This window comes from Martinezella lusitana (assembly GCF_900094565.1).
Classification (GTDB): Bacteria; Pseudomonadota; Alphaproteobacteria; order Rhizobiales; family Rhizobiaceae; genus Rhizobium; species Rhizobium lusitanum.
In genome coordinates this window covers 1-24,725 of the sequence record NZ_FMAF01000002.1, presented here as the reverse complement: position 1 = coordinate 24,725, position 24,725 = coordinate 1, and the positions used below count along the sequence as shown (strand labels likewise).

At 61.9% G+C, this 24,725-nt stretch carries 22 protein-coding genes; 10 read left to right on the top strand and 12 right to left on the bottom strand.

Annotated features, from left to right (window positions below; all coding sequences use genetic code 11):
* Positions 1–276: 276 nt before the first annotated feature.
* From GA0061101_RS03430 to GA0061101_RS03420, 3 genes are all read left to right on the top strand, one after another.
* Complete coding sequence (locus GA0061101_RS03430; protein WP_037195530.1) at positions 277–1,887, top strand: phosphoenolpyruvate carboxykinase; 1,611 nt, start codon at positions 277–279, stop codon at positions 1,885–1,887.
* Positions 1,888–2,006: 119 nt separating this feature from the next.
* Complete coding sequence (gene arfB, locus GA0061101_RS03425; protein ID WP_092573044.1) at positions 2,007–2,441, top strand: alternative ribosome rescue aminoacyl-tRNA hydrolase ArfB; 435 nt, start codon at positions 2,007–2,009, stop codon at positions 2,439–2,441.
* 132 nt (positions 2,442–2,573) lie between these two features.
* Positions 2,574–3,182: an alpha-ketoglutarate-dependent dioxygenase AlkB gene (locus GA0061101_RS03420; RefSeq protein WP_092573043.1), complete on the top strand. Its 609-nt coding sequence runs from the start codon at positions 2,574–2,576 to the stop codon at positions 3,180–3,182.
* A 3-nt stretch (positions 3,183–3,185) separates the two neighbouring features.
* Here the strand turns inward: GA0061101_RS03420 and coaA are convergent, their stop codons facing one another.
* Genes coaA through hisB form a run of 7 tightly spaced genes read right to left on the bottom strand, consistent with a single transcriptional unit; the run spans position 3,186 to position 7,854 of the window.
* The gene (gene coaA, locus GA0061101_RS03415; RefSeq protein ID WP_092573042.1) at positions 3,186–4,181 is read right to left on the bottom strand and encodes a type I pantothenate kinase; all 996 of its coding nucleotides are present in this window, start codon (positions 4,179–4,181) and stop codon (positions 3,186–3,188) included.
* A gap of 6 nt (positions 4,182–4,187) precedes the next feature.
* Entirely contained in the window at positions 4,188–4,502 is a 315-nt protein-coding gene (locus tag GA0061101_RS03410; protein ID WP_047559314.1) for a phosphoribosyl-ATP diphosphatase, read from the bottom strand.
* A 14-nt stretch (positions 4,503–4,516) separates the two neighbouring features.
* The gene (hisF, locus tag GA0061101_RS03405; protein ID WP_092573041.1) at positions 4,517–5,305 is read right to left on the bottom strand and encodes an imidazole glycerol phosphate synthase subunit HisF; all 789 of its coding nucleotides are present in this window, start codon (positions 5,303–5,305) and stop codon (positions 4,517–4,519) included.
* On the bottom strand, positions 5,302–6,045 hold the full coding sequence (gene hisA, locus GA0061101_RS03400; protein ID WP_037195518.1) for a 1-(5-phosphoribosyl)-5-[(5-phosphoribosylamino)methylideneamino]imidazole-4-carboxamide isomerase: 744 nt from the start codon (positions 6,043–6,045) through the stop codon (positions 5,302–5,304). The genes hisF and hisA overlap by 4 nt, the downstream gene beginning before the upstream one ends.
* Positions 6,046–6,070: 25 nt before the next feature.
* Positions 6,071–6,721, bottom strand: coding sequence for an imidazole glycerol phosphate synthase subunit HisH (gene hisH, locus GA0061101_RS03395; RefSeq protein WP_092573040.1), 651 nt, complete (start codon positions 6,719–6,721; stop codon positions 6,071–6,073).
* A gap of 2 nt (positions 6,722–6,723) precedes the next feature.
* On the bottom strand, positions 6,724–7,221 hold the full coding sequence (locus tag GA0061101_RS03390; protein ID WP_092573039.1) for a DUF2628 domain-containing protein: 498 nt from the start codon (positions 7,219–7,221) through the stop codon (positions 6,724–6,726).
* Between the two features lie 24 nt (positions 7,222–7,245).
* Positions 7,246–7,854, bottom strand: coding sequence for an imidazoleglycerol-phosphate dehydratase HisB (hisB, locus tag GA0061101_RS03385; RefSeq protein ID WP_047559495.1), 609 nt, complete (start codon positions 7,852–7,854; stop codon positions 7,246–7,248).
* 212 nt (positions 7,855–8,066) lie between these two features.
* Between hisB and hslV the strand changes: the two genes are divergently transcribed.
* The 6 genes from hslV (at position 8,067) to GA0061101_RS03355 (ending at position 17,241) form a co-directional block, all read left to right on the top strand.
* Positions 8,067–8,594 carry an ATP-dependent protease subunit HslV gene (hslV, locus tag GA0061101_RS03380; RefSeq protein WP_034481393.1) on the top strand — a complete coding sequence of 176 codons (528 nt, stop codon included), beginning with the start codon at positions 8,067–8,069 and terminating at the stop codon, positions 8,592–8,594.
* A gap of 44 nt (positions 8,595–8,638) precedes the next feature.
* Positions 8,639–9,949, top strand: coding sequence for an ATP-dependent protease ATPase subunit HslU (gene hslU / locus GA0061101_RS03375; RefSeq protein WP_037195508.1), 1,311 nt, complete (start codon positions 8,639–8,641; stop codon positions 9,947–9,949).
* A 162-nt stretch (positions 9,950–10,111) separates the two neighbouring features.
* A complete protein-coding gene (locus GA0061101_RS03370; protein ID WP_092573038.1) occupies positions 10,112–11,065 on the top strand; it encodes a DUF1402 family protein in 954 nt (317 codons plus the stop codon).
* 93 nt (positions 11,066–11,158) lie between these two features.
* Positions 11,159–12,565, top strand: coding sequence for a cytochrome P450 (locus GA0061101_RS03365; RefSeq protein ID WP_037195505.1), 1,407 nt, complete (start codon positions 11,159–11,161; stop codon positions 12,563–12,565).
* Positions 12,566–12,949: 384 nt separating this feature from the next.
* Positions 12,950–14,953 (top strand): hydantoinase/oxoprolinase N-terminal domain-containing protein, encoded by a 2,004-nt coding sequence (locus GA0061101_RS03360; RefSeq protein WP_092573037.1) that lies wholly within the window; start codon positions 12,950–12,952, stop codon positions 14,951–14,953.
* 119 nt (positions 14,954–15,072) lie between these two features.
* Positions 15,073–17,241: a malate synthase G gene (locus GA0061101_RS03355; RefSeq protein ID WP_092573036.1), complete on the top strand. Its 2,169-nt coding sequence runs from the start codon at positions 15,073–15,075 to the stop codon at positions 17,239–17,241.
* Positions 17,242–17,509: 268 nt separating this feature from the next.
* Here the strand turns inward: GA0061101_RS03355 and GA0061101_RS03350 are convergent, their stop codons facing one another.
* Positions 17,510–18,184, bottom strand: coding sequence for a L,D-transpeptidase (locus tag GA0061101_RS03350; protein WP_037195499.1), 675 nt, complete (start codon positions 18,182–18,184; stop codon positions 17,510–17,512).
* Positions 18,185–18,364: 180 nt separating this feature from the next.
* Here GA0061101_RS03350 and GA0061101_RS03345 point away from each other — a divergent pair, with 180 nt between their 5' ends.
* On the top strand, positions 18,365–18,916 hold the full coding sequence (locus GA0061101_RS03345; RefSeq protein WP_092573035.1) for an MmcB family DNA repair protein: 552 nt from the start codon (positions 18,365–18,367) through the stop codon (positions 18,914–18,916).
* A 33-nt stretch (positions 18,917–18,949) separates the two neighbouring features.
* Here the strand turns inward: GA0061101_RS03345 and GA0061101_RS03340 are convergent, their stop codons facing one another.
* The 4 genes from GA0061101_RS03340 to lhpI form a co-directional block, all read right to left on the bottom strand.
* Entirely contained in the window at positions 18,950–19,537 is a 588-nt protein-coding gene (locus GA0061101_RS03340) for an ActR/PrrA/RegA family redox response regulator transcription factor (protein ID WP_092573034.1), read from the bottom strand.
* A 74-nt stretch (positions 19,538–19,611) separates the two neighbouring features.
* Positions 19,612–20,949 carry an ActS/PrrB/RegB family redox-sensitive histidine kinase gene (locus GA0061101_RS03335; RefSeq protein WP_092573033.1) on the bottom strand — a complete coding sequence of 446 codons (1,338 nt, stop codon included), beginning with the start codon at positions 20,947–20,949 and terminating at the stop codon, positions 19,612–19,614.
* 2 nt (positions 20,950–20,951) lie between these two features.
* Entirely contained in the window at positions 20,952–23,429 is a 2,478-nt protein-coding gene (hrpB, locus tag GA0061101_RS03330; protein WP_092573032.1) for an ATP-dependent helicase HrpB, read from the bottom strand.
* Positions 23,426–24,376, bottom strand: coding sequence for a bifunctional Delta(1)-pyrroline-2-carboxylate/Delta(1)-piperideine-2-carboxylate reductase (gene lhpI, locus GA0061101_RS03325; protein ID WP_092573031.1), 951 nt, complete (start codon positions 24,374–24,376; stop codon positions 23,426–23,428). The genes hrpB and lhpI overlap by 4 nt, the downstream gene beginning before the upstream one ends.
* Positions 24,377–24,725 lie beyond the last annotated feature (349 nt).

The following is a 24,725-nucleotide window of genomic DNA, read 5'->3' as shown; positions in this document are numbered from 1 at the left end:
CGGTAACCTGGCGCGCTTATGGGGATAAAGGTGGAACAAATTGTGGCAAAGATAAAGGGGTGGATTGTCGAACCGCGACGCGCTTGCTCAAAGGTTGTGCGACGAAACGTCCCGGTGTTGTCAATTCAAACGATTTAAAATTATCGAAGTTTATTTAAATCGATTAAATAACTGATATCATTAAAGATTTTTTGTTTTTTGCTCTTGTGCTTTTAAAAAGACGTCTCTACGCTTTAGAAAGTTCTAACGGCCAAGGCCTTGTTGAGGAAAAAAGTGATGGAGCAATTCGGCGTCCGTAATCCCGCAACCGAACTGGGAACGATCGGCCTGGGAGCCGCCGCCAGCGTGCGCTATAACCTCATGGAGGCCCACCTCTATGAAGAGGCGATTCGCCGCCGCGAAGCTGATCTCACCGCCGATGGTGTGCTGAGGGCGCTGACCGGGCAGCACACCGGCCGTTCTCCGAAGGACAAGTTCGTCGTGCGCGACGCCACCACCGAAGATCAGATCTGGTGGGACAACAACAAGCCGATGTCGCCGGAGCACTTCGCGCTATTGCAGGAAGACATGCTGGCGCATGCGCATGGCAAGGACCTGTTCGTCCAGGATCTCATCGGCGGCGCCGATCGCGACTACGCCCTGCCGACGCGTGTCATCACCGAATTCGCCTGGCATTCGCTGTTCATCCGCAACCTGTTGATCCGTCCCGAACGTTCGGCGCTCGAAAGCTTCATGCCCAGGCTGACGATCATCGACCTGCCGAGCTTCCGCGCCGATCCGGAGCGTTACGGCTGCCGCACGGAAACGGTGATTGCCTGCGATCTGGTCAACGGCATCGTTCTGATCGGCGGCACGTCCTATGCCGGCGAAATGAAGAAATCGGTCTTCACCGCGCTGAACTATCTGCTGCCGGAACGCGGCGTCATGCCGATGCACTGCTCGGCCAATGTCGGCCCTGATGGCGACGCCGCGATCTTCTTTGGCCTGTCGGGCACCGGCAAGACGACGCTCTCAGCCGATCCGACGCGCACGCTCATCGGCGACGACGAGCATGGTTGGGGCGAAAACGGCATCTTCAATTTCGAAGGCGGCTGCTACGCCAAGACCATTCGCCTGTCGGCCGAGGCCGAGCCGGAAATCTACGCCACGACCCGCCGCTTCGGCACGGTGCTGGAAAATGTCGTGTTGGACGAGCATGGCCGCCCGGATCTCGACGATGGTTCGCTGACGGAGAATACCCGCAGCGCCTACCCGCTGCATTTCATCCCGAACGCCTCGGAATCCGGCTTAACAGGCCATCCCGAGACGATCATCATGCTGACGGCCGATGCCTTCGGCGTCATGCCGCCGATCGCCAGGCTGACGCCGGAACAGGCGATGTACCACTTCCTCTCCGGTTACACCGCCAAGGTCGCCGGCACGGAGAAGGGCGTCGTCGAGCCGGAAGCCACGTTCTCGACCTGCTTCGGCGCTCCCTTCATGCCGCGCCATCCGGCCGAATACGGCAATCTGCTCAAGGAACTGATTGCCCGCCACGGCGCCAGCTGCTGGCTGGTCAATACCGGCTGGACCGGCGGCGCCTATGGCACGGGACGGCGCATGCCGATCAAGGCGACGCGTGCCCTGCTGGCCGCCGCACTGAAGGGCGATCTCGACAATGTCGAATTCCGCATCGATCCGAATTTCGGCTTTGCGGTGCCGGTTGCCGTCGAGGGCGTCGACACGGCCATCCTCGACCCCCGCTCCACCTGGGCCGATGGCGAGGCCTATGACGCGCAGGCCAAGAAGCTGGTCCAGATGTTCGTGACCAACTTCGCCAAGTTCGAGGATCACGTCGACGGCAATGTCCGCGACGCGGCGCCGGGAATGCCCGTCGCAGCAGAATAAACATCCAGAACGGGAATGACTCACGTGAAACCCGGCGACCAGTTCGCCGGGTTTTCATTTTGCCCGGCAGTAGTTTTCAACCGCGCTCCGATGTGGGATAGACAGGCGCGGAGAAAACCATGGCCAGCGAAGCGCTTTATATCAACGACCGGATCACCATCGCCGGCTGGGAACTGACGGAACAATTCGTTCTGGCGGGCGGTCCTGGCGGCCAGAACGTCAACAAGGTTGCGACGGCGGTCCAGCTTTTCTTCAGCCTCCAGAATTCGCCGTCGCTCAACGAGCGCGTCAAGGCTAATGCGGCGAGGCTTGCCGGGCGGCGCCTTTCCAAGGACGGCGTGCTGATGATCGAGTCCAGCCGTTTCCGCAGCCAGGATCGCAATCGCGAGGATGCCCGCGAACGCCTGAAGGAACTGATCCTCGAAGCCGCGGCCCCGCCGCCGCCGCCGCGCAGGAAGACCAAGCCGACGAAGGGTTCCATCGAGCGCCGGCTGAAGGAAAAATCCGGGCGCTCCGAAGTCAAGAAGATGCGCGGCAAGCCTGGCGGCGATTAAGTCAGCTTTCGGGCTGCGCTTTTGGTTTGGCGGGATTAGAATGCGGATTGTCGGGCGATCTGATTTCGCGGCAGCTACCGGTGCCTGCGACGACGGCACATTCACCTGGCCGGCACCATCAGGAAAACATCAATGCTGCTTCCCAACGGTATTCGCCATCTCCCCGACTATCTCGATCGCCCCAAACAGGAAGGCCTGGTCGAGGCCATCCGCGCAATCGTGGCCGAAGCGCCGCTGTTCACGCCCGCCATGCCCGGGACAGGCAAGGAAATGTCGGTGCGCATGACCAATTGCGGTGCGCTCGGCTGGGTGACGGACAAGCAGCGCGGCTATCGCTATCAGCCGACGCATCCCGTCACCGGCCGACCATGGCCGGCCATGCCGCCGCAATTGCTCGATCTCTGGAATGATATAGCTGGCTATGAAAAGCCGCCGCAGGCTTGCCTCGTCAATTTCTACGCCGACGATGCCCGCATGGGGCTGCATCAGGACCGCGACGAGCAGGATCTGGCCGCACCCGTCCTGTCGATCTCGCTGGGCAACAGCTGCCTCTTCCGGGTCGGCGGTCTCAGCCGCAATGATCGCACGCTATCTTTCAAGCTCTCCAGTGGCGATATCGTCGTTCTCGGCGGCGAGGGCAGGCTCTGCTTCCATGGCGTCGACCGTATCTATCCGGCCACGTCGATATTGCTGAAGAATGGCGGGCGGATAAACCTGACTTTAAGGCGAGTTGATCCCTGAACGTCAAAGCTTCCTGAGCGCTACCTGTTCGATCAGATGGTTCTTGCCCTTCTGCAGGATGAGGTCGGCGCGCGGGCGGGTCGGCAGGATGTTCTGACGCAGGTTCTTGAGGTTGATGTTCTTCCAGAGCCCTTCGGCGATGGCCAGGGCCTCCTCGCCGCTGATCGAGGCGTAGCGGTGGAAGAAGGAATTGGGATCGCGGAAGGCGGTTTCGCGCAGCTTCATGAAGCGGGCGACATACCAGGTATGGATAAGCTCCTCGTCGGCGTCGATATAGATCGAGAAGTCGAAGAAATCTGAAACCATCGGTACGATCTTGCCGTCGGCCGGCAGATGCCGCGATTGCAGCACGTTGATGCCCTCGAAGATCAGGATATCCGGACGGTCGACCGTCTTGAATTCATTCGGCAGCACGTCATAGACGAGGTGCGAATAGCAGGGCGCCTTCACATCCGGCTGTCCTGCCTTGATCGCCGAGAGGAAGCGCAGCAGCGCTGCCGTATCGTAGCTTTCCGGAAAACCCTTGCGCTGCATCAGGTTGCGGCGCTGCAGTTCCGCATTCGGATAGAGAAAGCCGTCCGTGGTGATCAGGTCGACCTTCGGGCTCGACGGCCAGCGGCGCAACAGTTCTTTGAGGATACGGGCCGTAGTGGACTTGCCGACGGCGACGGAGCCGGCAATGCCGATGACGAACGGTGTCTTGGCGACATTCGAGAGGCTCAGAAACCGGTTGCGCTGCTCGAACAGGATCTGCGAGGATTCCACATGCGAGGACAAAAGGCGCGACAGCGACAGATAGATGCGCCGGACCTCGTTGAGATCGATCGGATCGCCCATCGAGCGCAGCCGCGTCACTTCGTCGGCCGTCAGCGTCAGCGGTGTGTCGGCCCGGAATTTCGCCCACTCTTCCGAAGAAAAGAAATAATAGGGCGAATAGGCTTTCGCCTGAAAAATATCGAGCGTTTCGGGCACAGATGGGGACTTGGTCGCTATCGTCATCGCTCTCTACCGGCGCGCCTTCTCCTGAAGGCCGGATTGTGCGGTGCGCCTTTCGAGCTCACCCATGACATTCTGCAACGGAATGCCTGCAATCTTCAATACGACCATAAGATGATAAAGCAAGTCCGCGGCCTCATAGGTGAGGTTGTCGTGATCGTTGGTGACCGCCGCCATAACGGCCTCGATCGCTTCCTCGCCCAGTTTCTTCGCGGCTTTCGGCTGGCCGGCGGCGCATAGTCTCGCGGTCCAGGATTCCTCCGGCGAGGCCTTGGAACGCTCCTCGACAATTCGTTCGAGGTCGGAGAGGGTAAATCCGCTCATTGGTTCGCTGCCTCCTAATCGAGCCGCATGGGAATGCCGCGCTCCGCCATGTAGCGCTTTGCTTCGCCCACCGAATAGGTGCCGAAGTGGAAGATCGAGGCGGCGAGCACCGCCGTCGCATGGCCTTCCTTGACACCGGCGACGAGATCGTCGAGGTCGCCGACGCCGCCGGACGCGATAACAGGCACCCGCACGGCATCCGCGATTGCCCGCGTCAGCTCCAGATCGTAGCCGACCTTGGTGCCGTCGCGATCCATGGAAGTGACGAGAAGCTCGCCGGCGCCGCGCTCGACCATCCGGCGCGCGAAATCGACGGCGTCGATGCCGGTCGCGTTGCGGCCACCATGGGTATAGATCTCCCAGGCGCTCATATTGTCGCCGCCGAGCGCCTCGGTCCGCCGCCGCTTGGCATCGATCGAGACGACGATGCACTGGTTGCCGAACTTGTCGGCCGCTTCGGCGACGAAATCCGGATTATTGACGGCTGCCGAATTGATCGACACCTTGTCGGCGCCGCAGAGCAGCAGCTTGCGGATATCGGCGATAGCGCGCACGCCGCCGCCGACAGTCACCGGCATGAAGCATTGCTCCGCCGTCCGCGCCACCACATCGAAGATGGTTTCGCGATTGTCGGAAGAGGCGGTGATGTCGAGAAAGCAGAGCTCGTCGGCGCCGGCGGCATCGTAGGCCTTGGCCGCCTCGACGGGGTCGCCGGCATCGACGAGATTGAGGAAGTTGACACCCTTGACGACGCGGCCGTCCTTGACGTCGAGGCAGGGGATGACGCGGGCTTTCAGGGTCATTGCACTGCCTCCCTGGCCTGCTTGATCAGTGCCAGTGCTTCCTTAGGGTCGATGCGGCCATCATAGAGCGCGCGGCCGGAAATCGCACCCTCCAGTTTGCGGGCGTCAGGCTCGATCATGCGGCGGATATCGTCAAGCGAGGCCAATCCGCCGGAGGCAATGACCGGGATGGAAACAGCTTCGGCCAGTTCCAGTGTCGAAGCCCAATTGATGCCGGTGAGGATGCCGTCGCGGTCGATGTCGGTGTAGATGATGGCGGCGACGCCGGCGCCTTCGAATTGCTTCGCCAGCTCGATGACGCCGAGTTCGGAGGCTTCCGCCCAGCCCTCGACTGCCACCTTGCCGCCCTTGGCGTCGATACCGACGGCGATATGGCCCGGAAACTGCCTGCAGGCTTCCACGACAAGCGCCGGATCGCGCACGGCGACCGTGCCGAGGATGACGCGGGTCAGACCGCGCGACAGCCAGTTTTCCATATGCTCGAGGGTGCGGATGCCGCCGCCGAGCTGTACCGGGTTCTTCGTCGCCTTGAGGATGGCGTCGACGGCAGCGCCGTTGACGGTCTCGCCGGCGAAGGCGCCGTTGAGATCGACCACATGCAGCCACTCGAAGCCCTGGTCCTCGAAGGCTTTCGCCTGAGCCGCCGGATCGGGATTGTAGACGGTCGCCTGCTCCATGTCGCCGAGCTTGAGGCGCACGCATTGGCCGTCTTTTAGGTCGATAGCAGGGAAAAGAATCATGATTTCTGTCCTTGGAGCGCGAGCCTTACGGCTTCCAGCGCAGGAAATTGGCAATCAGGGCGAGGCCGAGTTTCTGGCTCTTTTCCGGATGGAACTGCGAGCCGGCCATATTGTCGCGTCCGACGAAGGCGGTCATTGGTCCGCCATAGTTCGTGGTGGCGATGACGTCTTCGCCATGGTCGGCGGCCAGATGATAGGAATGGACGAAATAGGCGTGCAGCCCGTCCGGCCCGGTCGGAATCCCGTCGAAGAGCGCATGCGGATGCCGGATATCCAGCGTGTTCCAGCCGATCTGCGGGATCTTCAGGCTGGGATCGTTCGGGGTCATCTCCTTGACGTCGCCCTTGATCCAGCCGAACCCTTGGGTAACGGTCTTTTCCAGCCCGCGCGACGACATAAGCTGCATGCCGACGCAGATTCCGAGGAAGGGGCGGGCCTTGTGTTCCACGACATCGATCAAGGCTTCCGCCATGCCGGAAACGGCATCGAGCCCGCGACGGCAATCGGCATAGGCGCCGACGCCCGGAAGCACGATACGGTCCGCGGTAGCGACGCGCTCGGCATCATTTGTGAGGTCGATGTCCGCATCGATGCCGGCTTCGCGGGCAGCCCGCTCGAAAGCCTTGGTGGCCGAGCGCAGATTGCCGGAACCATAGTCGATAATTGCGACGCGCATCGTCAGCGTCCTCCGTCATAGCCGGGAAGACCGAAGCTCGGACCGGAACGGCTGGAATTGCTGTTGTTAGCCGAGATATCCCAATTTTTCGAATGGATATCCTGCTGCGGTTCGTCCTCGATGTGGGAAAAATGGATTTGCTCCGCCGTCGCCAGATCATGCGCTGAGACGAGATTTTCCATTTTCCACCCGCGGTCCATAAGCCGCTGGCCGAGCGCATACGGGCCCTCGAGGGCTGCCAGAACATGCACGCCGAGCAGAATGGCTGCGCCGGCGGCAAACAGGCCCGGCTGGCGCATCAATTCCAAGGCAACGCCTTGCAACAGAAAAGCGGCGGCGGCATGCAGCCACAAACGATGGAAAAGCATCCACAGCACCGGAAACAGGAAGGCCTTCCAGGAAAAGCCGTCGCGGATGAATCGCGTACCGTCGCGATACCGGTCCGATACTTCGGATCGGTTCGCCGCTCCGGGTGGAGTCAAAATCAGATAGCTTGCCATTTCTTCACTTCCCCAGGTTGGGGTTCAGGCGAGCGTGCCCTTCGTCGAGGGCACCCGGCCTGCCTGCCGCGGATCGATCTCGGTTGCGGTACGCAATGCGCGCGCAACGGCCTTGAAGCATGTCTCGGCTATATGGTGATTGTTGGCGCCATAATGGTTGAGAACATGCAGTGTGATGCCGGCATTCTGCGCTAAAGCCTGGAAGAACTCACGCACCAGTTCGGTGTCGAACGTGCCGATCTTCGGGGCGCTGAAGCTGACGTTCCACACAAGGAAGGGCCGGCCCGAGAGATCGACGGCCGCCTTGGTCATCGTCTCGTCCATGGCAAGGTCGATCGAGGCATAGCGCGTGATGCCGCGCCGGTCGCCCAGCGCCTTGGCGATGGCCTGGCCGATGGCGATGCCGGTATCCTCGACCGCATGATGGTCGTCCACATGCAGGTCGCCCTTGGTGTCGATCTCCATGTCGATCAGCGAATGTCGCGAAAGCTGTTCCAGCATATGGTCGAAGAAGCCGACACCCGTCGAAATCGTCGACTTGCCGCTGCCGTCGATATTGACGGACACGGAGACGGAAGTCTCGTTGGTCTTGCGGGAAACGCTTGCCGTGCGGCTCGCTGGGGTCTCTGCCATGGGCTGCTCCATCGGAATACGCGGGTTCCTTATCAGGCGTATCGAGAAATATCCAGAAGTTACGCGCGGGCTTGCGTCTTTAGCCGGCTCGTCTGCATTGATCCGGCTTGGCTGCCATTTGCAATCGTCAAAAGCCCTCTTACATAGGTGCTGACGGGGCCGAAACGCGGCCCGGCAGAAAGCCCGCCGGAACGGGGGCAAACAGGTGTTAAATGACGACAATTGTGACTATTCGCAAGAACGGCAAGGTCGTGATGGCCGGTGATGGCCAGGTCAGCCTTGGCCAGACCGTAATGAAGGGCAATGCCCGCAAGGTTCGCCGCATCGGCAAGGGCGATGTCATCGCCGGTTTCGCCGGCGCGACCGCCGATGCCTTCACCCTGCTCGAGCGCCTTGAAAAGAAGCTGGAACAATATCCGGGCCAGTTGATGCGCGCAGCCGTTGAGCTCGCCAAGGACTGGCGCACAGACAAATATCTGCGCAACCTCGAAGCCATGATGCTGGTGGCCGACAAGAGCGTGACGCTCGCCATCACCGGCAACGGCGATGTGCTCGAGCCGGAACACGGCGCCATGGCGATCGGCTCCGGCGGCAATTTCGCGCTCGCGGCCGCCCGTGCGCTGATGGATACCGACAAATCCGCTGAGGATGTCGCCCGCCGCGCCCTCGATATCGCCGCTGACATCTGCGTCTACACCAATCACAACGTGATTGTGGAAACGCTCGACGCCGAAGCCTAATTTCCTCTCTTGATAGTTTCTAGCCCTGACGGGAAACACACGAAATGACCACTTTTTCCCCCCGCGAGATCGTTTCCGAACTCGACCGTTATATCGTCGGCCAGCATGAGGCCAAGCGCGCCGTGGCGATCGCCCTGCGCAACCGCTGGCGCCGCCAGCAGCTCGAGCCCGATCTGCGCGACGAAGTCATGCCCAAGAACATCCTGATGATCGGCCCGACCGGTGTCGGCAAGACGGAAATCTCCCGTCGCCTCGCCAAGCTGGCCGGCGCGCCCTTCATCAAGGTCGAAGCCACCAAGTTCACCGAGGTCGGCTATGTCGGCCGCGATGTCGAACAGATCATCCGCGATCTCGTCGAAGTCGGCATCGGCTTGGTGCGCGAAAAGAAGCGCGCCGAGGTTCAGGCCAAGGCGCATATGAGCGCCGAGGAACGCGTTCTTGACGCCCTGGTCGGCGCGACTTCATCGCCGGCGACGCGCGACAGCTTCCGCAAGAAGCTGCGCGACGGTCAGCTTGATGACAAGGAAATCGACATCGAAGTTGCCGACACCGGTTCCGGCATGCCCGGCGGCTTCGAAATCCCCGGCATGCCCGGCGCCAATATCGGTGTGCTCAACCTGTCGGAAATGTTCGGCAAGGCCATGGGCGGCCGCACCAAGAAGGTGCGCACCACGGTCAAGGATTCCTACAAGGAACTGGTGCGCGACGAATCCGACAAGCTGATCGACAACGAGGCGATCCAGCGCGAAGCCGTGCAATCCGCCGAGAATGACGGCATTGTCTTCCTGGACGAAATCGACAAGATCGCGGCCCGCGACGGCGGCATAGGCGCCGGCGTCTCCCGCGAAGGCGTGCAGCGCGACCTGCTGCCGCTGGTCGAAGGCACGACGGTTTCGACGAAGTATGGCCCGGTCAAGACGGACCATATCCTCTTCATCGCCTCCGGTGCGTTCCACGTGTCGAAGCCTTCGGATCTCCTGCCGGAACTGCAGGGCCGCCTGCCGATCCGCGTCGAGCTCCGGCCGCTGACCAAGGAAGACTTCCGCCGCATCCTGACCGAACCGGAAGCCAGCCTCATCCGCCAGTACAAGGCGCTGATGGAAACGGAAGACCTGAAGCTCGATTTCACCGACGACGCCATCGACGCACTTGCCGATGTTGCCGTGCATCTGAACTCCACAGTCGAGAATATCGGCGCACGCCGCCTGCAGACGGTCATGGAGCGCGTGCTCGATGAGATCTCCTACAACGCTTCGGACCGCGCCGGCGTATCGGTGACCATCGATGCTGCCTATGTTCGCGAGCATGTCGGCGATCTCGCCAATAACACCGATCTCTCCCGCTTCATTCTGTAGCAGGCTGGCAGAGGCGATTTAAAACAGTAAGCACTCGACAGCGGGCCGTTAACTTTTTAGTTAGGGGCCCGTTTCTTTGTGTCGGATGGCTTTATTCGGCCAAGTTTATCCGTCAGGCAGCCGCACGGAAACATCGGTTGAAACTTCGACAGGACAGCCATCTTGCGACGCATACTGATCATATTTCTTCTGGCGGTCGCCAGCTTCTCCTGGATGCCCGCCTTTGCGGAAGCGGCAGTCGCCGTGCCGCCCGGTAACCGAAATGCCGAGCAGCCGCCGGTTCCCGGCGCCTCCGTGCGCCGCACCCGAGGCACGAATTCGACCTTCGACCGCAAGTACCAGAAAGTCCGCGAGCTGCTGGCGACCGACACCAAGCTGATGTCGAAGATCAAGTCGACGGCGCGCGCCTATGGCATCGATCCGATCCATATCATCGGCGCGCTCGTCGGCGAGCACACCTACAACGTCGATGCGTATGACGGTCTGCAGTCCTATTACGTCAAGGCTGCCTCCTATGCCGGCCAGAGCTTCCGCTTCGCCTATGACGGCGAAAGTGTCGACGATTTCATCGCCCGGCCGCAATTCGACGTCTGCAAGAGCAAGAGGGACTCCTACAGCCTCTGGACCTGCCGAGACGATGTCTGGGAAGACGATTTCCGCGGCAAGACGGTCGGCGGCAAATCCTATCCTGACAATCGCTTCAGCGCGGTTTTCTTCCAGCCCTTCTATGCCGGTCAGACCTTCGGCCTCGGCCAGGTCAATCCGCTGACGGCACTTGAACTATCCGATCTGGTCAGCAGCACCTCGGGCATTCCGAAGCTGGATGAGAAGGATGCCGGCGGCGTCTATAAGGCCATCATGGATCCGGACCTGTCGCTGGCCTTCGTTGCCGCATCGATCCGCAAGTCCATCGACGACTATCGCTCGATCGCCGGCATGGACATATCAGGCAATCCGGGCATCACCGCGACGCTCTACAATCTCGGCAACACCCGCAAGCGCGCCGCAGCACTTGCCGCAAAGAACCGCGGCGCCGCGCAGCCGGTCTGGCCGGAGGAAAATTACTATGGCTGGCTTATCAATGATAAGCTGAGTGACCTGAAGTCGCTTCTCTAGATTTTGCTGGCGGCATTCACCATATCGGGTGTCTGATGCCGCTCAGGCCACATGGGCCAAGCAGGAGCCCGGCTTTCGAGGAGAATTGATCTCATGGACATGATCCCGGAAGCCTTTTCTCCGCCCGCGCCGGTCCCGCGCACCGTCCCGCCATCGCGATTGACGATCATCCGTACCATCCTGCGCAATCCGCTCGAATTGTGGGGCGAGCCTTCCTATACGCTGCCTTGGATCAAGACCAAATTCTTCAACGAGCGGACGCTGATCGTCAACGATCCCGGCCTGATCAAGCATATCCTGGTCGACAACGCCGCCAACTACCGCATGGCCGATATCCGCCAGCTCGTGCTCCGGCCGATCCTGCGCGATGGGCTGCTGACCGCCGAAGGCCCCGTCTGGAAACGCTCGCGCAAGGCTGTTGCCCCGGTGTTCACGCCACGCCACGCCCAGGGCTTTGCCGGCCAGATGCTGAGTCAGAGCCTGGAATATGTGCACAAATACGAAGGTGTCGGCGACAAGGGCGCGACTTTCGACATCGCCGCCGATATGACCGAGCTCACCTTCGCCATTCTGGCCGAGACGCTGTTTTCCGGTGAGATCGTCACCGAAAGCGAGCATTTTGCCGACGATGTCAACGAGCTGCTGCATCGCATGGGGCGCGTCGATCCCATGGATCTGTTGCGCGCGCCCGCCTGGGTGCCGCGCGTCACCCGCATCGGCGGCCAGAAGATGCTCGACAAGTTTCGCGGCATCGTCCGCAATACCATGAACCTGCGTCTCGACAAGATGCGCAGGGATCGCGCCAGCGCGCCGGATGATTTCCTGACGTTGCTTCTGGAAAAGGCCGGCCCAGACGGGCTCACGATGGAGGAGATCGAGGATAATATCCTCACCTTCATCGGCGCAGGTCATGAGACGACGGCCCGCGCGCTTGCCTGGACGCTCTACTGCGTTGCCAACAGCCAGCATATCCGCGAAGCCATGGAAGAGGAAATCGACCGGGTGCTGGCAACAGATGCCGAGCCCGTCGCCTGGCTCGACCTGATGCCGCATGTCCGTGCCGCTTTCGAAGAGGCGATGCGCCTCTATCCGCCGGCGCCTTCGATCAACCGGGCCGCTATTGCCGACGACGAATGGATGAGCACGAAGGGCGAGCGCGTGACGATCCCGAAGGGGATCACCGTGTTGATCATGCCCTGGACGCTGCATCGCCACGAGCTCTATTGGGAAAAGCCGCGCGCCTTCATGCCCGAGCGTTTTCTTCCGGAGAACCGCGGCAAGATCAACCGTTTCCAGTATCTGCCTTTCGGCGCCGGTCCCCGCGTCTGCATCGGCGCCACCTTCGCCCTCCAGGAGGCGGTTATCGCTCTTGCGGTCATGATGCGCCGCTTCCGCTTCGACACGACTGAAGAGACCGATCCCTGGCCGGTGCAGAAGCTGACGACCCAGCCGCGCGGTGGTTTGCCGATGCGGGTTACGGTGAGGAACGGTTCGGCATAGCCGAAGCAATCGATCCGGTGAATCGATTGCAGTGACGAACGCCCGGAGCGGAAGCGAAGGGCCAGCGGCTGAGAATGCGGGGCCTATCTCGCCCCTGGCGGCGAGAAAGCAATTTCACTGGTTTAGGAATTGCGAAACAGGAGTTCTATACGTTCAAAATCTCGGTGCAATTTCTAAGCCATTGAAATTGCAAGAGCGGGGGTCCGTATCTTGCCTATTGTCGAGATTCTCCGCGCCCCACCTGCCCCCTCTCTTGCAAAAACTAAGAATTACACGGCGGACAAGCCCCTGCCTAATCCTAAGTTTTTGCTTTCTCGCCCGCCAAGGGCGAGATAGGTTTCGCGCTTGCCGCTTCGACCTCAATCCCCAAGGATGAATTGATCAGTGACGTCTCATTTCCTGCTCGGCATCGACACGGGTGGAACCTATACCGATGCCGTTCTCTTCCATGAAACCGATGGTGTGATCGCCAAGGCGAAATCGCTGACCACGCGGCACGATCTGGCCGTCGGCATCGCCGGCGCCGTTGATGCCGTCATTGCCGATGCCGGCGTTCCGGTTACGGCGATCGGCCTTGTTTCGCTGTCGACGACGCTCGCCACCAATGCGCTGGTGGAAGGGCAGGGCGGTCGCGCCGGGCTGGTCATGATCGGCTTCGGTCCCGATGATCTGAAGCGCGATGGCCTGGCGGAAGCGCTCGGGTCCGATCCCGTGCTGTTTCTGCCGGGCGGCCACAATGTTCACGGCAACGAAAATCCGCTCGATCTGACGGCATTGGAAGACGCACTGCCGGAACTGGCAAAGACGGTCTCCTCCTTCGCCATTGCCGGCTATTTCGCCGTGCGAAATCCGGCTCATGAAATCAGGGTGCGCGATCGTATCCGCGAATTGTCGCATCTGCCTGTTACCTGCAGCCACGAGCTATCCTCCAAGCTCGGAGGCCCGCGACGGGCTTTGACGACGCTGCTCAATGCCCGTTTGGTATCGATGATCGATCGTCTCGTCGGTGCCTGCGAAGGGTTTCTGGCAACGCGCGGCATCGCTGCGCCGATGATGGTGGTTCGTGGCGATGGAGCGTTGATTTCGGCTGCCGAGGCCAAGCTTCGGCCGATCGAGACCATTTTGTCCGGCCCGGCCGCGAGCCTGGTCGGCGCGCGCTATCTCACAGGCCTCGACGATGCTGTCGTTTCCGATATCGGCGGCACGACCACCGACGTTGCCATCATGGATGCCGGCCGGCCGAGGCTCGACGCCGATGGCGCTGTTGTCGGAGGCTATCGCACCATGGTCGAGGCCGTCGCGATGCGCACCTATGGCCTTGGCGGCGATTCGGAGGTGAAGATCAACGATCGCGGCCTCGTCGCCGGCTTCGAACTCGGGCCGCGTCGCCTGCTGCCGCTCAGCCTTGCCGCCCATGCGCATGGCGAGGCCGTGCTTGACGTGCTGGAGCAGCAATTGCGTGCGCCGCATCTTGCCCGCAATGCCGGCCGCTTCGCCATGCGCACCGGCGTGCCGGATCATCTGGCGAGCGGCCTCACGCCGCTCGAACAGGCGCTATTCGACAGGATTGGCAATACTCCCCTGGCACTCGACAAGCTTCTGACCGTAACCTCGCAGAAGGCTACTCTGGACCGGCTGGTGGCGCGGGGGCTAGTGCATCTGAGTGGTCTGACGCCGTCGGATGCCATGCATGTGCTGGGTCGGCAGAACCAGTGGAATGCGGAAGCTGCGCAGCTTGGGTTGGCCCTGGCGATGCGGCTGAAGGATGGCTCCGGACGCGCCATCGCCTCTTCCATCGAGGAATTGGCACAGAAAATCGTCGATCGCCTTACCCGCCAATCGGCCGAGGTCATTCTTGCCGCCTGTCTTGCCGAGGACGGCGTTGCCGATCTGGATCCGGCCAGGTCGATCTCGATCGATCGCGCCCTTCGCCGCGCCTCGGGCATTGCTCGCTTCGCTGTTTCGCTTGACCGCCCCCTTATCGGGCTCGGCGCTTCGGCACCGGTCTACTATCCCGCTATCGCCGCGATGCTGGGGAGCGAAACCACCATTCCTGCTCACTCGGATGTGGCCAATGCGGTCGGCGCCGTTGTCGGCCAGGTGCGAGCCAGCGCCACCGTCTTCGTCACCATGCCGGAAGATGGTATCTACGTTTTGAACGGAGCCGGCGAAAGTCTGCGGTTCACCGATGAGGACAGGAGCTTTGCTGACGCGCGGGCGCGGGCCGTCGAGGCTGCGATGGCGCAGGCGCGGCTCAATGGCGCCGTGGATCTCGTGGTGGCAATGGATGAGCAGGTCGACGCACCGGAGGTCGAGGGGAGCCGCAAGCTGATCGAGGCACGTTTCATCGCAACCGCCAGCGGGCGTCCTCGCATTGCCATGGACTGATTGTTTCCGACGGCGCATAAATCTTTCTAACTATTGCCAAATTGACGGAAAGCGAAACCGTGAGCAAAGTGGCAGCATGTGAAAATTGAGCCGTGAAACGGCCTTGAGGAGTATTTGGCATGAGCCGTATTGAGAAGAACGGGCTGCAGATCGAACCGGTACTTTACGATTTCCTCGTCAAGGAGGCATTGCCGGGTTCTGGTATCGATGCCGACACCTTTTTTGCCGGCTTCTCCAAAATCGTCCACGATCTCGCGCCGAAGAACCGCGAGCTGCTCGCCAAGCGCGACCGGATGCAGGCGGCGCTCGACGATTGGTATCGCAAGAATGGCGCGCCGGTCGATATCGCCGTCTACGAGGCTTTCCTGCGCGAAATCGGCTATATCGTGCCGGAAGGCCCGGCCTTCACGGTCTCGACCGCCAATGTTGATCCGGAAATCTCTCATATTGCCGGCCCGCAGCTCGTCGTTCCCGTCATGAACGCCCGCTATGCGCTGAATGCCGCCAATGCCCGCTGGGGATCGCTCTACGACGCGCTTTACGGCACAGATGCCATCCCCGAAACCGATGGCGCCGAGAAGGGCCGGGGCTATAATCCCAAGCGCGGCGAAAAGGTCATCGCCTGGGTGCGCGATTTCCTCGATGCCGCCGTGCCGCTTGCCGGCGTAAGCTGGAAGGGTGTTACCGGCTTTGCCGTGAACAATGGCGCTCTGGCGATCACGACCAAGAGCGGCGTCGCAGCGCTGGCGGATGCTAGCCATTTTGCCGGTTATCTCGGCGATGCGGCCACCCCGTCGCATATCCTGCTGAAGCAGAACGGCATTCATATCGAAGTTGTCATCGACGCCGGCACCGATATAGGCAAGACCGATCCGGCCAATATTTCCGACGTCCGCCTGGAATCGGCGATCACCACGATCATGGACTGCGAGGATTCCATCGCGGCCGTCGACGCCGAGGACAAGGCGGAAGTCTACCGCAACTGGCTCGGCCTGATGAAGGGCGATCTGACGGAGGAAGTCGCCAAGGGTGGCAAGACTTTCATACGCCGGCTCAATCCCGACGTAGCCTACACGGCTCCGGACGGCAGCACGTTCGATCTGCACTGCCGCTCGCTAATGCTGATACGTAATGTCGGCCACCTCATGACCAATCCGGCGATCCTCGATCGCGATGGCAACGAGGTTCCGGAAGGCATCATGGACGCTGTCATTACCGGCCTGATCGCGCTTTATGATATCGGTCCGAACGGTCGCCGCAAGAATTCGCGCACCGGCTCCATGTATGTCGTCAAGCCGAAGATGCATGGACCGGAAGAAGTCGCCTTCGCCGTCGAGATCTTCTCGCGCGTCGAGGCTGTGCTCGGCATGCCAGGCAACACCATGAAGATGGGCATCATGGACGAGGAGCGCCGCACCACGGTCAACCTCAAGGAAGCCATCCGCGCCGCCGGCGAGCGCGTCGTCTTCATCAACACCGGCTTTCTCGACCGCACCGGCGATGAAATCCATACCTCGATGGAAGCCGGACCGATGATCCGCAAGGGCGACATGAAGCAGGCCGCCTGGATCGCGGCCTATGAGAACTGGAATGTCGATATCGGCCTGGAATGCGGCCTTTCCGGCCACGCTCAGATCGGCAAGGGCATGTGGGCCATGCCGGACCTGATGGCGGCCATGCTGGAACAGAAGATCGCCCATCCGAAGGCCGGAGCGAACACCGCCTGGGTGCCGTCGCCGACGGCCGCCACACTGCATGCGACCCATTATCACCGCGTCAATGTCGCCGATGTCCAAAAGAGCCTGAAGAGCCGCGCCCGCGCCAAGCTTTCCGATATCCTCTCGGTGCCGGTCGCCTCGCGGCCGAACTGGACGCCGGAGGAAATCCAGCGCGAGATCGACAACAACAGTCAGGGTATCCTCGGCTATGTCGTCCGTTGGGTCGACCAGGGCGTCGGTTGCTCCAAGGTGCCCGATATCAACAATATCGGCCTGATGGAGGATCGCGCCACGCTCCGCATCTCGGCGCAGCACATGGCCAACTGGCTGCACCACAAGGTCATCACCGAGGCCCAGATCGTCGAGACGATGAAGCGCATGGCCGCCGTCGTCGACCAGCAAAATGCCTCCGATCCGCTCTATGTCGCCATGTCCGGCAATTTTGACGGTTCGATCGCCTTCCAGGCGGCGCTCGATCTCGTGCTCAAGGGTCGCGAGCAGCCGAACGGCTATACGGAACCGGTGCTGCATCGCCGCCGTATCGAGCTGAAGGCAAGGCAGGCAGGGTGATACCGTCTCTTCCTCAGAGGCCACCTCGATCCTTCGAGGCCTTGTCGTCTGCGCTGATGCTTTGACGGCAAGGCACCTCGGGATGAGGTGGGGAGAGTCCTATGGCCAGCGGAAAAGATCAGTCCTCATCCTGAGGTGCGCAGCCGAAGGCGGAGCCTCGAAGGACGAGGGCGGGTGGGACGGCATAGTATCACTCCGCTTTCTCGAACAAAAAAGGCCGCCGGATGGGATATCCGGCGGCCTTTTTCAATTCGAATGCCGGCAATGATTACTGGATGACGACGACCTTGGTGCTGCGGCCCGGCAGAACGCGGCTATAGAGATCGATGACGTCCTGATTGATCAGGCGGATGCAGCCCGAGGAAGCAGCGGTACCGATCGAAGCCCATTCCGGCGTGCCGTGCAGGCGGAACAGCGTGTCCTGGCCCTTGTCATTGTAGAGATACATGGCGCGCGCACCGAGCGGGTTCGAGAGGCCGGGATTCATGCCGCCATCGACATACTTGGCGATTTCCGGACGGCGGACCGCCATTTCCTTCGGCGGATGCCAATTCGGCCATTCCTGCTTCCAGGCTACATAGGCCGTGCCGGACCAGGAGAAGCCCTGCTTGCCGACGCCGATGCCATAGCGCATCGCTTCGCCGTTGCCGAGAATGTAGTAGAGATGACGCTCGCGCGTGTTGACGATGATGGTGCCTTCAGCCTCGTCGGACTTATAGGCAACGATCTGGCGGCGGAACTGCGGCTTCACCTTCTGGATCGGGATCGCCGGCAGTTCGAAGCCGTTGTCATTGGTGATGCCGTAGTCACCATCGAACGTCTTGATGGTATCGGCTGCGGAGTTTGCGGTGGCGGACGGCGCGGCTGCGGCAGTGGTGGCATAGCCAGCCGACGCGAGCATTGCGACAAGGCCGAGTGCGGTCATAGCATTACGGATGCGCATGGAGGACTCTTGAAATTTCGTGGCAGGGGATGGATGACTATCAATCATCTTTGTCTACGGTTTATTTTCCATTAAACTAAGCTTTGCAAGCTGCTGTTGGGCTCAAAAATAGCTCCGGCGCGCAAATTAGAGGGACATGGTTTTTTTGCAACAATGCTTGCCCCGTCCCTGAGGCAATTCATGACGATTTTGAACGTTTACAATAACAATCCGTTAATAGATGGCAGGCAGTCGGAACGAGCTATGCTTGTACGCAAGGGCGTGCAATTATTACTGCACGAGATGCGTCATGCCGTCCTGCCGGAGTTGCCGCTAGCGAGCCGCCGCCGGGCCGACCTCGTCAGCCTTTCCGAAAAGGGCGAAATCTGGATCATCGAGATCAAGACCTCGATCGAGGATTTCCGCGTCGACCGCAAATGGCCCGATTACCGCCTGCATTGCGACCGGTTGTTCTTTGCGACGCACAAGGACGTTCCGCTCGATATCTTCCCGGAAGATTGCGGGCTCTTCCTGTCGGACGGCTATGGCGCCCACATGATCCGCGAGGCGCCGGAGCATCGGCTGCCCCCGGCGACGCGCAAGTCGGTGACGTTGAATTTCTCCCGCACCGCCGCCCAGCGTCTGATGCTGGCTGAATGGGCAACGGGCAAGGATTTTACCTTCTCCCCTCGGGGAGAAGGTGACCGCCCTTCGATCAATCCAGGGGCGGATGATGGGGGCGAGGAACTTTAGCGTCGAGCACGCGGAGCGTAAGCGAAGGGCCTTCTACTTGGGTGCGCGCTTGGCGAGGATGCGCTGCAGCGTGCGACGATGCATATTGAGGCGGCGGGCCGTCTCGGAAACATTGCGCTCGCACATTTCGTAGACGCGCTGAATATGTTCCCAGCGCACCCGGTCCGCCGACATCGGATTTTCCGGCACTTCCGCCTTCTCGCCCGGGCGCTGCGTCAGCGCCGCGTAGACATCGTCGGCATCGGCTGGCTTGGCGAGATAGTCGAGCGCACCGAGTTTCACGGCCGTGACCGCCGTCGCGATATTGCCGTATCCGGTCAGCACCACGATATGCGTATCGTCGCGTCGCTGCCGGATCGCCTCGATGACATCCAAGCCGTTGCCGTCGCCGAGCCGGAGGTCGACGACTGCATATTGCGGCGGGTTGGCCTTGGTCTTGGCAACACCTTCCGCCACCGATTCCGCCGTCTCGACCACGAAGCCCCGGATTTCCATCGCGCGCGCCAGCCGGCGCAGGAAGGGGCCGTCGTCATCGACGATCAGCAGTGTCGCATCCGTGCCGATATGGGCTGCGGCATCCTTGTCCCCGGCACGCGAGGCGGCAAGCTCTTTATCCGTCATTCTATCTTCTATCCCGGCGACCATCCGCCTGCATATTCCACCAATTTGACGACCGCTGTTTTAAGCCGTGAAAATCATTTTGTCGAATTACTGTCGATCAACATGCGCGGCCATTCGACGCGCACGCGCGCGCCCGGCGTTTCCGGATCGCGGTTGCCGAAGGCGAGCGCCGCGCCGGAGCGCTCCAGCAGTGTCTTGGCGATGAAGAGGCCGAGCCCGAGGCCGCCAGCCGTGTCGTCGCGCTGCCGCGTCGTTACGTAAGGTTCCCCGATCCGCGTCAGGATCTCCGGCGAATAGCCGTTGCCGTCATCCTCGATGACGATCGTGAGCGTATCGGCGGTGTACTCCACCGTGACGGTCACCGTCTGGCGGGCATAGTCGACGGCGTTCTCGATAAGGTTGCCGAGACCGTACATGATGCCGGCATTGCGGTTCAGCACGGGCTCGCCGGCTCGCGGGCTCTTTTCGATCAGCTGCAGCGTGATCCCGAACTCGCGATGCGGGGCGATGATCTCTTCCATCATCGACGACAGGGTCAGCCGCCGCATATGCGCCTCGTCCTCCGAGGAGAGCGTGGTCAGCCGCCGCAGGATATCGCGGCAGCGTTCGCTCTGGCTGCGCAGCAGCGCCACATCCTCGCGGAAACGGTCGTCCTCTTTGAGCTCCCGTTCCATCTCCTTGGCGACGACGCTGATGGTCGCAAGCGGCGTGCCAAGCTCATGCGCCGCCGCCGCCGCCAGCCCATCGAGCTGCGACAGGTGCTTTTCCCGCTGCAACACCAGCTCCGTCGCCGACAGCGCGTCGGCAAGCTGCGAGGCTTCCATGGAGACGCGATAGGCATAGAAGGCCGCAAAAGCCATGGTGGAGGCAATGGAGCACCAGACTCCCAGCTGCATCACGCTGTGCACGCTCGTGGCAACCCCGTCATACCAGGGCAGCGGGAAGGGCGAGAAGGCAAGGCCGGTGATGCAGATCATCGCCAGCACGATCAGCGTCATGCTGTAGCGGATCGGCTGCGAGGCGAAGGAAATGATGACAGGCACGCAGACCAGCACGGAGAAAGGATTGGTCAGCCCGCCGGTGATCAGCAGCAACCCGCAGAGCTGCAGAAGATCGAGGCCAAGCAGCGCAAACGCCGCCGGCGGCTCCAACCGGTGCGTCGGTGGAAAACGCAGGGTCAGGAAGAAGTTGATCCAGGCAAGGCAGGCGATCAGCACGTAGCATGGCAAGAGTGGCATCGGGAATTTCAGCCAGAAGGCGACGATCGTCACCGTCGCCGTCTGGCCGCCGACGGCAAGCCAGCGCAGGCGAACCAGCGTCTGCAACCTCAGTCGCCGGCTGCTATGGTGGTCGTCCTGCGCCTTTATCTCTGCATCGGAAAGTTTTTCCAGTCCGCGGAAGAAGCGTGCCATCGTCAGGTTCCCCTTGGCTTGACGCGCGTCGTCGGCAAGGCATCCGCCGGATCTTCCGGCCAGGGGTGCCTCGGGTAGCGGCCGCGCATGTCGGCGCGCACATCCCGCCAGGATCCGGCCCAGAAGCCGGGCAGATCGCGCGTCGTTTGGATCGGGCGATGGGCTGGCGAGGTCAGCTCCAACACCAGCGGCAACCGGCCGCCGCCGATGGCAGGATGTTGTTTCAGCCCGAACAGCTCCTGGACGCGGATGGTCAACAGCGGCTCCTCGCCATCATATTGAATGGGATGGCGCTGGCCGGTCGGCGCCTCGAAATGCGTGGGTGCCATCCGGCCGAGATCGCGTTGCAGCTCATGCGGCACCAGCGACATCAGCCCGTTGGAAAGCCCGCCGGCGGAAATGTCGGAAAGTCCGCGAGCCTCGGCCTGGAAGGGTGTGAACCACTCGTCCAGCCGCGCGAGCAAGGCGTCGTCGCCCATATCAGGCCAAGGCTCGCCGATCGTGCGATGCAGAAAGCCTATCCGCGCGCGCAACTGCGCCGTTTCCTTGGAAAATGGCAGCACGCCGATGCCAAGTTCGCGAATACCCTCGGCCAGCGCCTTTGCCGCCTGCTCGCCGGATGGGCGCGGCAGGGGCGTTTCCTCAAAGATGATCGCGCCGAGCCGCGTGGCGCGCCGCGCCCGTACCTGCCGGCTGGCTTTGTCGAAGAAGCTCTGATCCTCGGTGCGGATCTCGCCCGGCAGATGCTCTTCGACATCAGTGCGGGAAATCTCGGCTGCCGCAAGAATACGCGCTTGTGCCGCGCGGCCGGTCAGATCGGCGATGACAAGCATCTGGGAACCGGCAAGGCGCTCGGTTTCCGGCAGTTCGGCGCCGCGCCCGTTCGCCATGACGAAGCGCCCACGCCCGCCGCGCTGCAGCGCGATGCGATCGGGAAAGGCATGCAGCAGCAGCGAGCCGGCCAAAGACAGTGGCGTTAAGCCGGCAGTCCCTTTGCCGCTGGCCGCCGAGGCAAGCCTTCCGGCCAGCCGGCGCGCTGCCTCGGCGCGTTCGCCCTTTTCCGTCTTGAAGCGCCGCAGCCGTTCTTCCAGGTCGATGCTCTGTCCACCAAGTCCCTGTTCGGTCAGCAGCACGGCAAGCAATGCGGCCTCGCGCGCCTGGCCGAAATCGGCGGCTGAGATCACCATCGCCGCCAGCCGAGGCGGCAGTGCCAGCTCGCGCATCAGCCGGCCCCGCGCCGTCAGCCCGTTTTCCGCGTCGAGCGCACCCAGTTGCCGCAACAGCGCCCGCGCCTCGGCAAGCGTCGTGGCCGGCGGCTGGTCGGCAAAGGCGAGCGCGGCCGGATCCTGCACGCCCCAATGTGCGAGGTCGAGCGCAAGGCCGGACAGATCGCTGGAGAGGATCTGCGGCGGCGTGAAGGCGGGCAGCGCCGCCGTCTGGCCTGGGTGCCACAGCCGGATGGCAATACCGGGTTCGGTTCGCCCGGCGCGGCCGGCCCGCTGATCGGCCGAGGCGCGCGATACCCGCACCGTTTCCAGCCGCGTGATGCCGGTCGAGGCTTCGAAGACGGGCAGCCGCTGCAGGCCGCTATCGATGACGATGCGCACGCCGTCGATGGTAATCGACGTCTCGGCGATCGAGGTCGCCAGCACGATCTTGCGGGTACCTTGCGGCGCCGGCCGGATCGCCGCGTCCTGCTCCTTCTGGCTGAGATTGCCGTAAAGTGGCGCGATCATCGTGGCAGTGCCGAACCGGCCCTCCAGCCTTTCCGCCGTGCGGGTAATTTCCGCCTGTCCCGGCAGGAAGGCGAGGATAGAGCCTTGTTCCGACGCATGCGCGTCGAGGATCGCTCGCGTCACCGTATCCTCGATCCGCTCACCCGGCGGTCGGTCCTGATGACGGATGTCGATCGGAAAGCTGCGGCCCATGCTCTCGATGACGGGCGGATGGTCGAGCAGGGTCGCGACACGCTCCACGTCGAGCGTTGCCGACATGACAAGGATGCGCAGATCTTCACGCAGCGCCGATTGCACGTCGAGAGCCAGTGCCAGGCCGAAATCCGCATCCAGCGAGCGTTCGTGGAATTCGTCGAAGATAACAGTGGAAACGCCCGATAATTCGGGATCGTCGAGGATCATCCGCGCGAACACGCCTTCTGTCACCACCTCGATACGGGTCTTGGCCGAGACGCGGTTATCGAGCCGCATGCGGTAGCCGACGGTGTCGCCGACCTGTTCGTTGAGCAGCGATGCCATGCGGGCCGCCGCTGCCCTTGCCGCCAGCCGCCGCGGCTCCAGAACAATGATCTTGCCGTCATCGCGCCATGCCTGCCCCAACAGGAAGAGCGGCACCAGCGTCGTCTTGCCGGCGCCGGGCGGTGCCGAGAGGACGGCGCGCCGATGCTCTGCAAGGGCAACGCCGATATCGGCGAGCACATGCGAGACCGGCAGGTCGGGCAATGAGGGCGTTGTATGCGTCACGCCTGCCGGCCCCGTACATATTCATAGGCAAGGATCGCGCCGGCGAGATCCTCGAGCGCCGCGCCCACCGATTTGAACAGGGTTATGTCCGCGTCATCGGTCCGTCCGGGATGCGCCCCGTTCACCAGCTCGCGGAGCTCGGCCCGGATGTCGTCGGCTGCCAATACGCCATTCTTCAGGGGCTGGGTGATGTCGCCGGCCTCTTTCATCGCGCCGGCACGCGTGTCGACAAACACCCGCGCCCGCCGTATCGCCGTATCGTCGGCCTCGCGCATATCCGGCTTGAAACCGCCGATGAGATCGAGATGCGCGCCCGGCTTCAGCCATTCCCCCTGGATCAGCGGTGCACCCGATAGTGTCGCGCAGGAAATGATGTCGGCACTGCGAGCCGCGGCCTGCAGATCCGCGACGGGCTCCGCGGCCAGGCCGAGCGCCTGCGCCTCCCTGGCGATGCCCGCTGCTTTCTCGCGGTCCCGCCCCCATATGCCGATCCGCTTCAAGGGCCGGCCCGTGGCATGTGCCTGGATCAGATTGAGCGACAGTCGTCCGGTGCCGCACACAAGCAACTCCTCGGCATCCTCGCGCGCAAGATATCGGGCAGCAAGCGCCGAGGCCGCCGCCGTGCGCCGCGCCGTCAGCTCGCCGCCATCGATCACCGCCAGCATCTCTCCCGTCTGGCCCGAGGAAAGAAGATAGGTTCCGAAGATGGCCGGCAGGGCACGCGCCGCATTTCCCGGGAACACCGAAACCATCTTCACGCCCATATAGCGTCCCGGCAGCCAGGCGGGCATCAGGAGCAGCGTCGCGTCACTTTCGCCGGGAACCTCCATATCGTGATGATGTCGGACCGGCATGACGCAACCATCGGCAAACATCGCCGCTATCGCATCGATCAGCGCCGGCCATGCAAGTGCTGCGCGCGTCTGTTCTTCGTCGAGGACCAGCATTCTCCACTCCTTCAATAGCTCGGTTTCTATTAGGTCCTGGGCGCGAAACTGGCAATGCAGGCCCTTCGGCGACCCCATGGGAGCTTGAGTCTGCCTCTTTGAAAGCCGTTTCCTGGGTGTTTCCGTCCAAGGAAGTAAAATGAATCCGGAAATGGCGCTCGATCGGGTCAAATTTCCCAGCTTTCGCCTCATCTTTTAAAATTAATGTTTCAAATCAATCACTTACAAAAATGTCAGAATTTTTACAGTTGGTGTGTTGACTTGGTTCGTTGGGTGGGATTATAAGCCCACTCACTGAACGAGGGCGGCGGCGCTGCTGGCGACGACGACTTTCGCTCTAGTGTTTCCT

Excerpts from the sequence above, each read along its gene's own strand:
- GA0061101_RS03430 (WP_037195530.1), top strand. The coding sequence starts at position 277 with ATGGAGCAATTCGGCGTCCGTAATCCCGCAACCGAACTGGGAACGATC.
- arfB (WP_092573044.1), top strand. The coding sequence starts at position 2,007 with ATGGCCAGCGAAGCGCTTTATATCAACGACCGGATCACCATCGCCGGC.
- GA0061101_RS03420 (WP_092573043.1), top strand. The coding sequence starts at position 2,574 with ATGCTGCTTCCCAACGGTATTCGCCATCTCCCCGACTATCTCGATCGC.
- coaA (WP_092573042.1), bottom strand. The coding sequence starts at position 4,181 with ATGACGATAGCGACCAAGTCCCCATCTGTGCCCGAAACGCTCGATATT.
- GA0061101_RS03410 (WP_047559314.1), bottom strand. The coding sequence starts at position 4,502 with ATGAGCGGATTTACCCTCTCCGACCTCGAACGAATTGTCGAGGAGCGT.
- hisF (WP_092573041.1), bottom strand. The coding sequence starts at position 5,305 with ATGACCCTGAAAGCCCGCGTCATCCCCTGCCTCGACGTCAAGGACGGC.
- hisA (WP_037195518.1), bottom strand. The coding sequence starts at position 6,045 with ATGATTCTTTTCCCTGCTATCGACCTAAAAGACGGCCAATGCGTGCGC.
- hisH (WP_092573040.1), bottom strand. The coding sequence starts at position 6,721 with ATGCGCGTCGCAATTATCGACTATGGTTCCGGCAATCTGCGCTCGGCC.
- GA0061101_RS03390 (WP_092573039.1), bottom strand. The coding sequence starts at position 7,221 with ATGGCAAGCTATCTGATTTTGACTCCACCCGGAGCGGCGAACCGATCC.
- hisB (WP_047559495.1), bottom strand. The coding sequence starts at position 7,854 with ATGGCAGAGACCCCAGCGAGCCGCACGGCAAGCGTTTCCCGCAAGACC.
- hslV (WP_034481393.1), top strand. The coding sequence starts at position 8,067 with ATGACGACAATTGTGACTATTCGCAAGAACGGCAAGGTCGTGATGGCC.
- hslU (WP_037195508.1), top strand. The coding sequence starts at position 8,639 with ATGACCACTTTTTCCCCCCGCGAGATCGTTTCCGAACTCGACCGTTAT.
- GA0061101_RS03365 (WP_037195505.1), top strand. The coding sequence starts at position 11,159 with ATGGACATGATCCCGGAAGCCTTTTCTCCGCCCGCGCCGGTCCCGCGC.
- GA0061101_RS03355 (WP_092573036.1), top strand. The coding sequence starts at position 15,073 with ATGAGCCGTATTGAGAAGAACGGGCTGCAGATCGAACCGGTACTTTAC.
- GA0061101_RS03350 (WP_037195499.1), bottom strand. The coding sequence starts at position 18,184 with ATGCGCATCCGTAATGCTATGACCGCACTCGGCCTTGTCGCAATGCTC.
- GA0061101_RS03345 (WP_092573035.1), top strand. The coding sequence starts at position 18,365 with ATGACGATTTTGAACGTTTACAATAACAATCCGTTAATAGATGGCAGG.
- GA0061101_RS03340 (WP_092573034.1), bottom strand. The coding sequence starts at position 19,537 with ATGACGGATAAAGAGCTTGCCGCCTCGCGTGCCGGGGACAAGGATGCC.
- GA0061101_RS03335 (WP_092573033.1), bottom strand. The coding sequence starts at position 20,949 with ATGGCACGCTTCTTCCGCGGACTGGAAAAACTTTCCGATGCAGAGATA.
- lhpI (WP_092573031.1), bottom strand. The coding sequence starts at position 24,376 with ATGCTGGTCCTCGACGAAGAACAGACGCGCGCAGCACTTGCATGGCCG.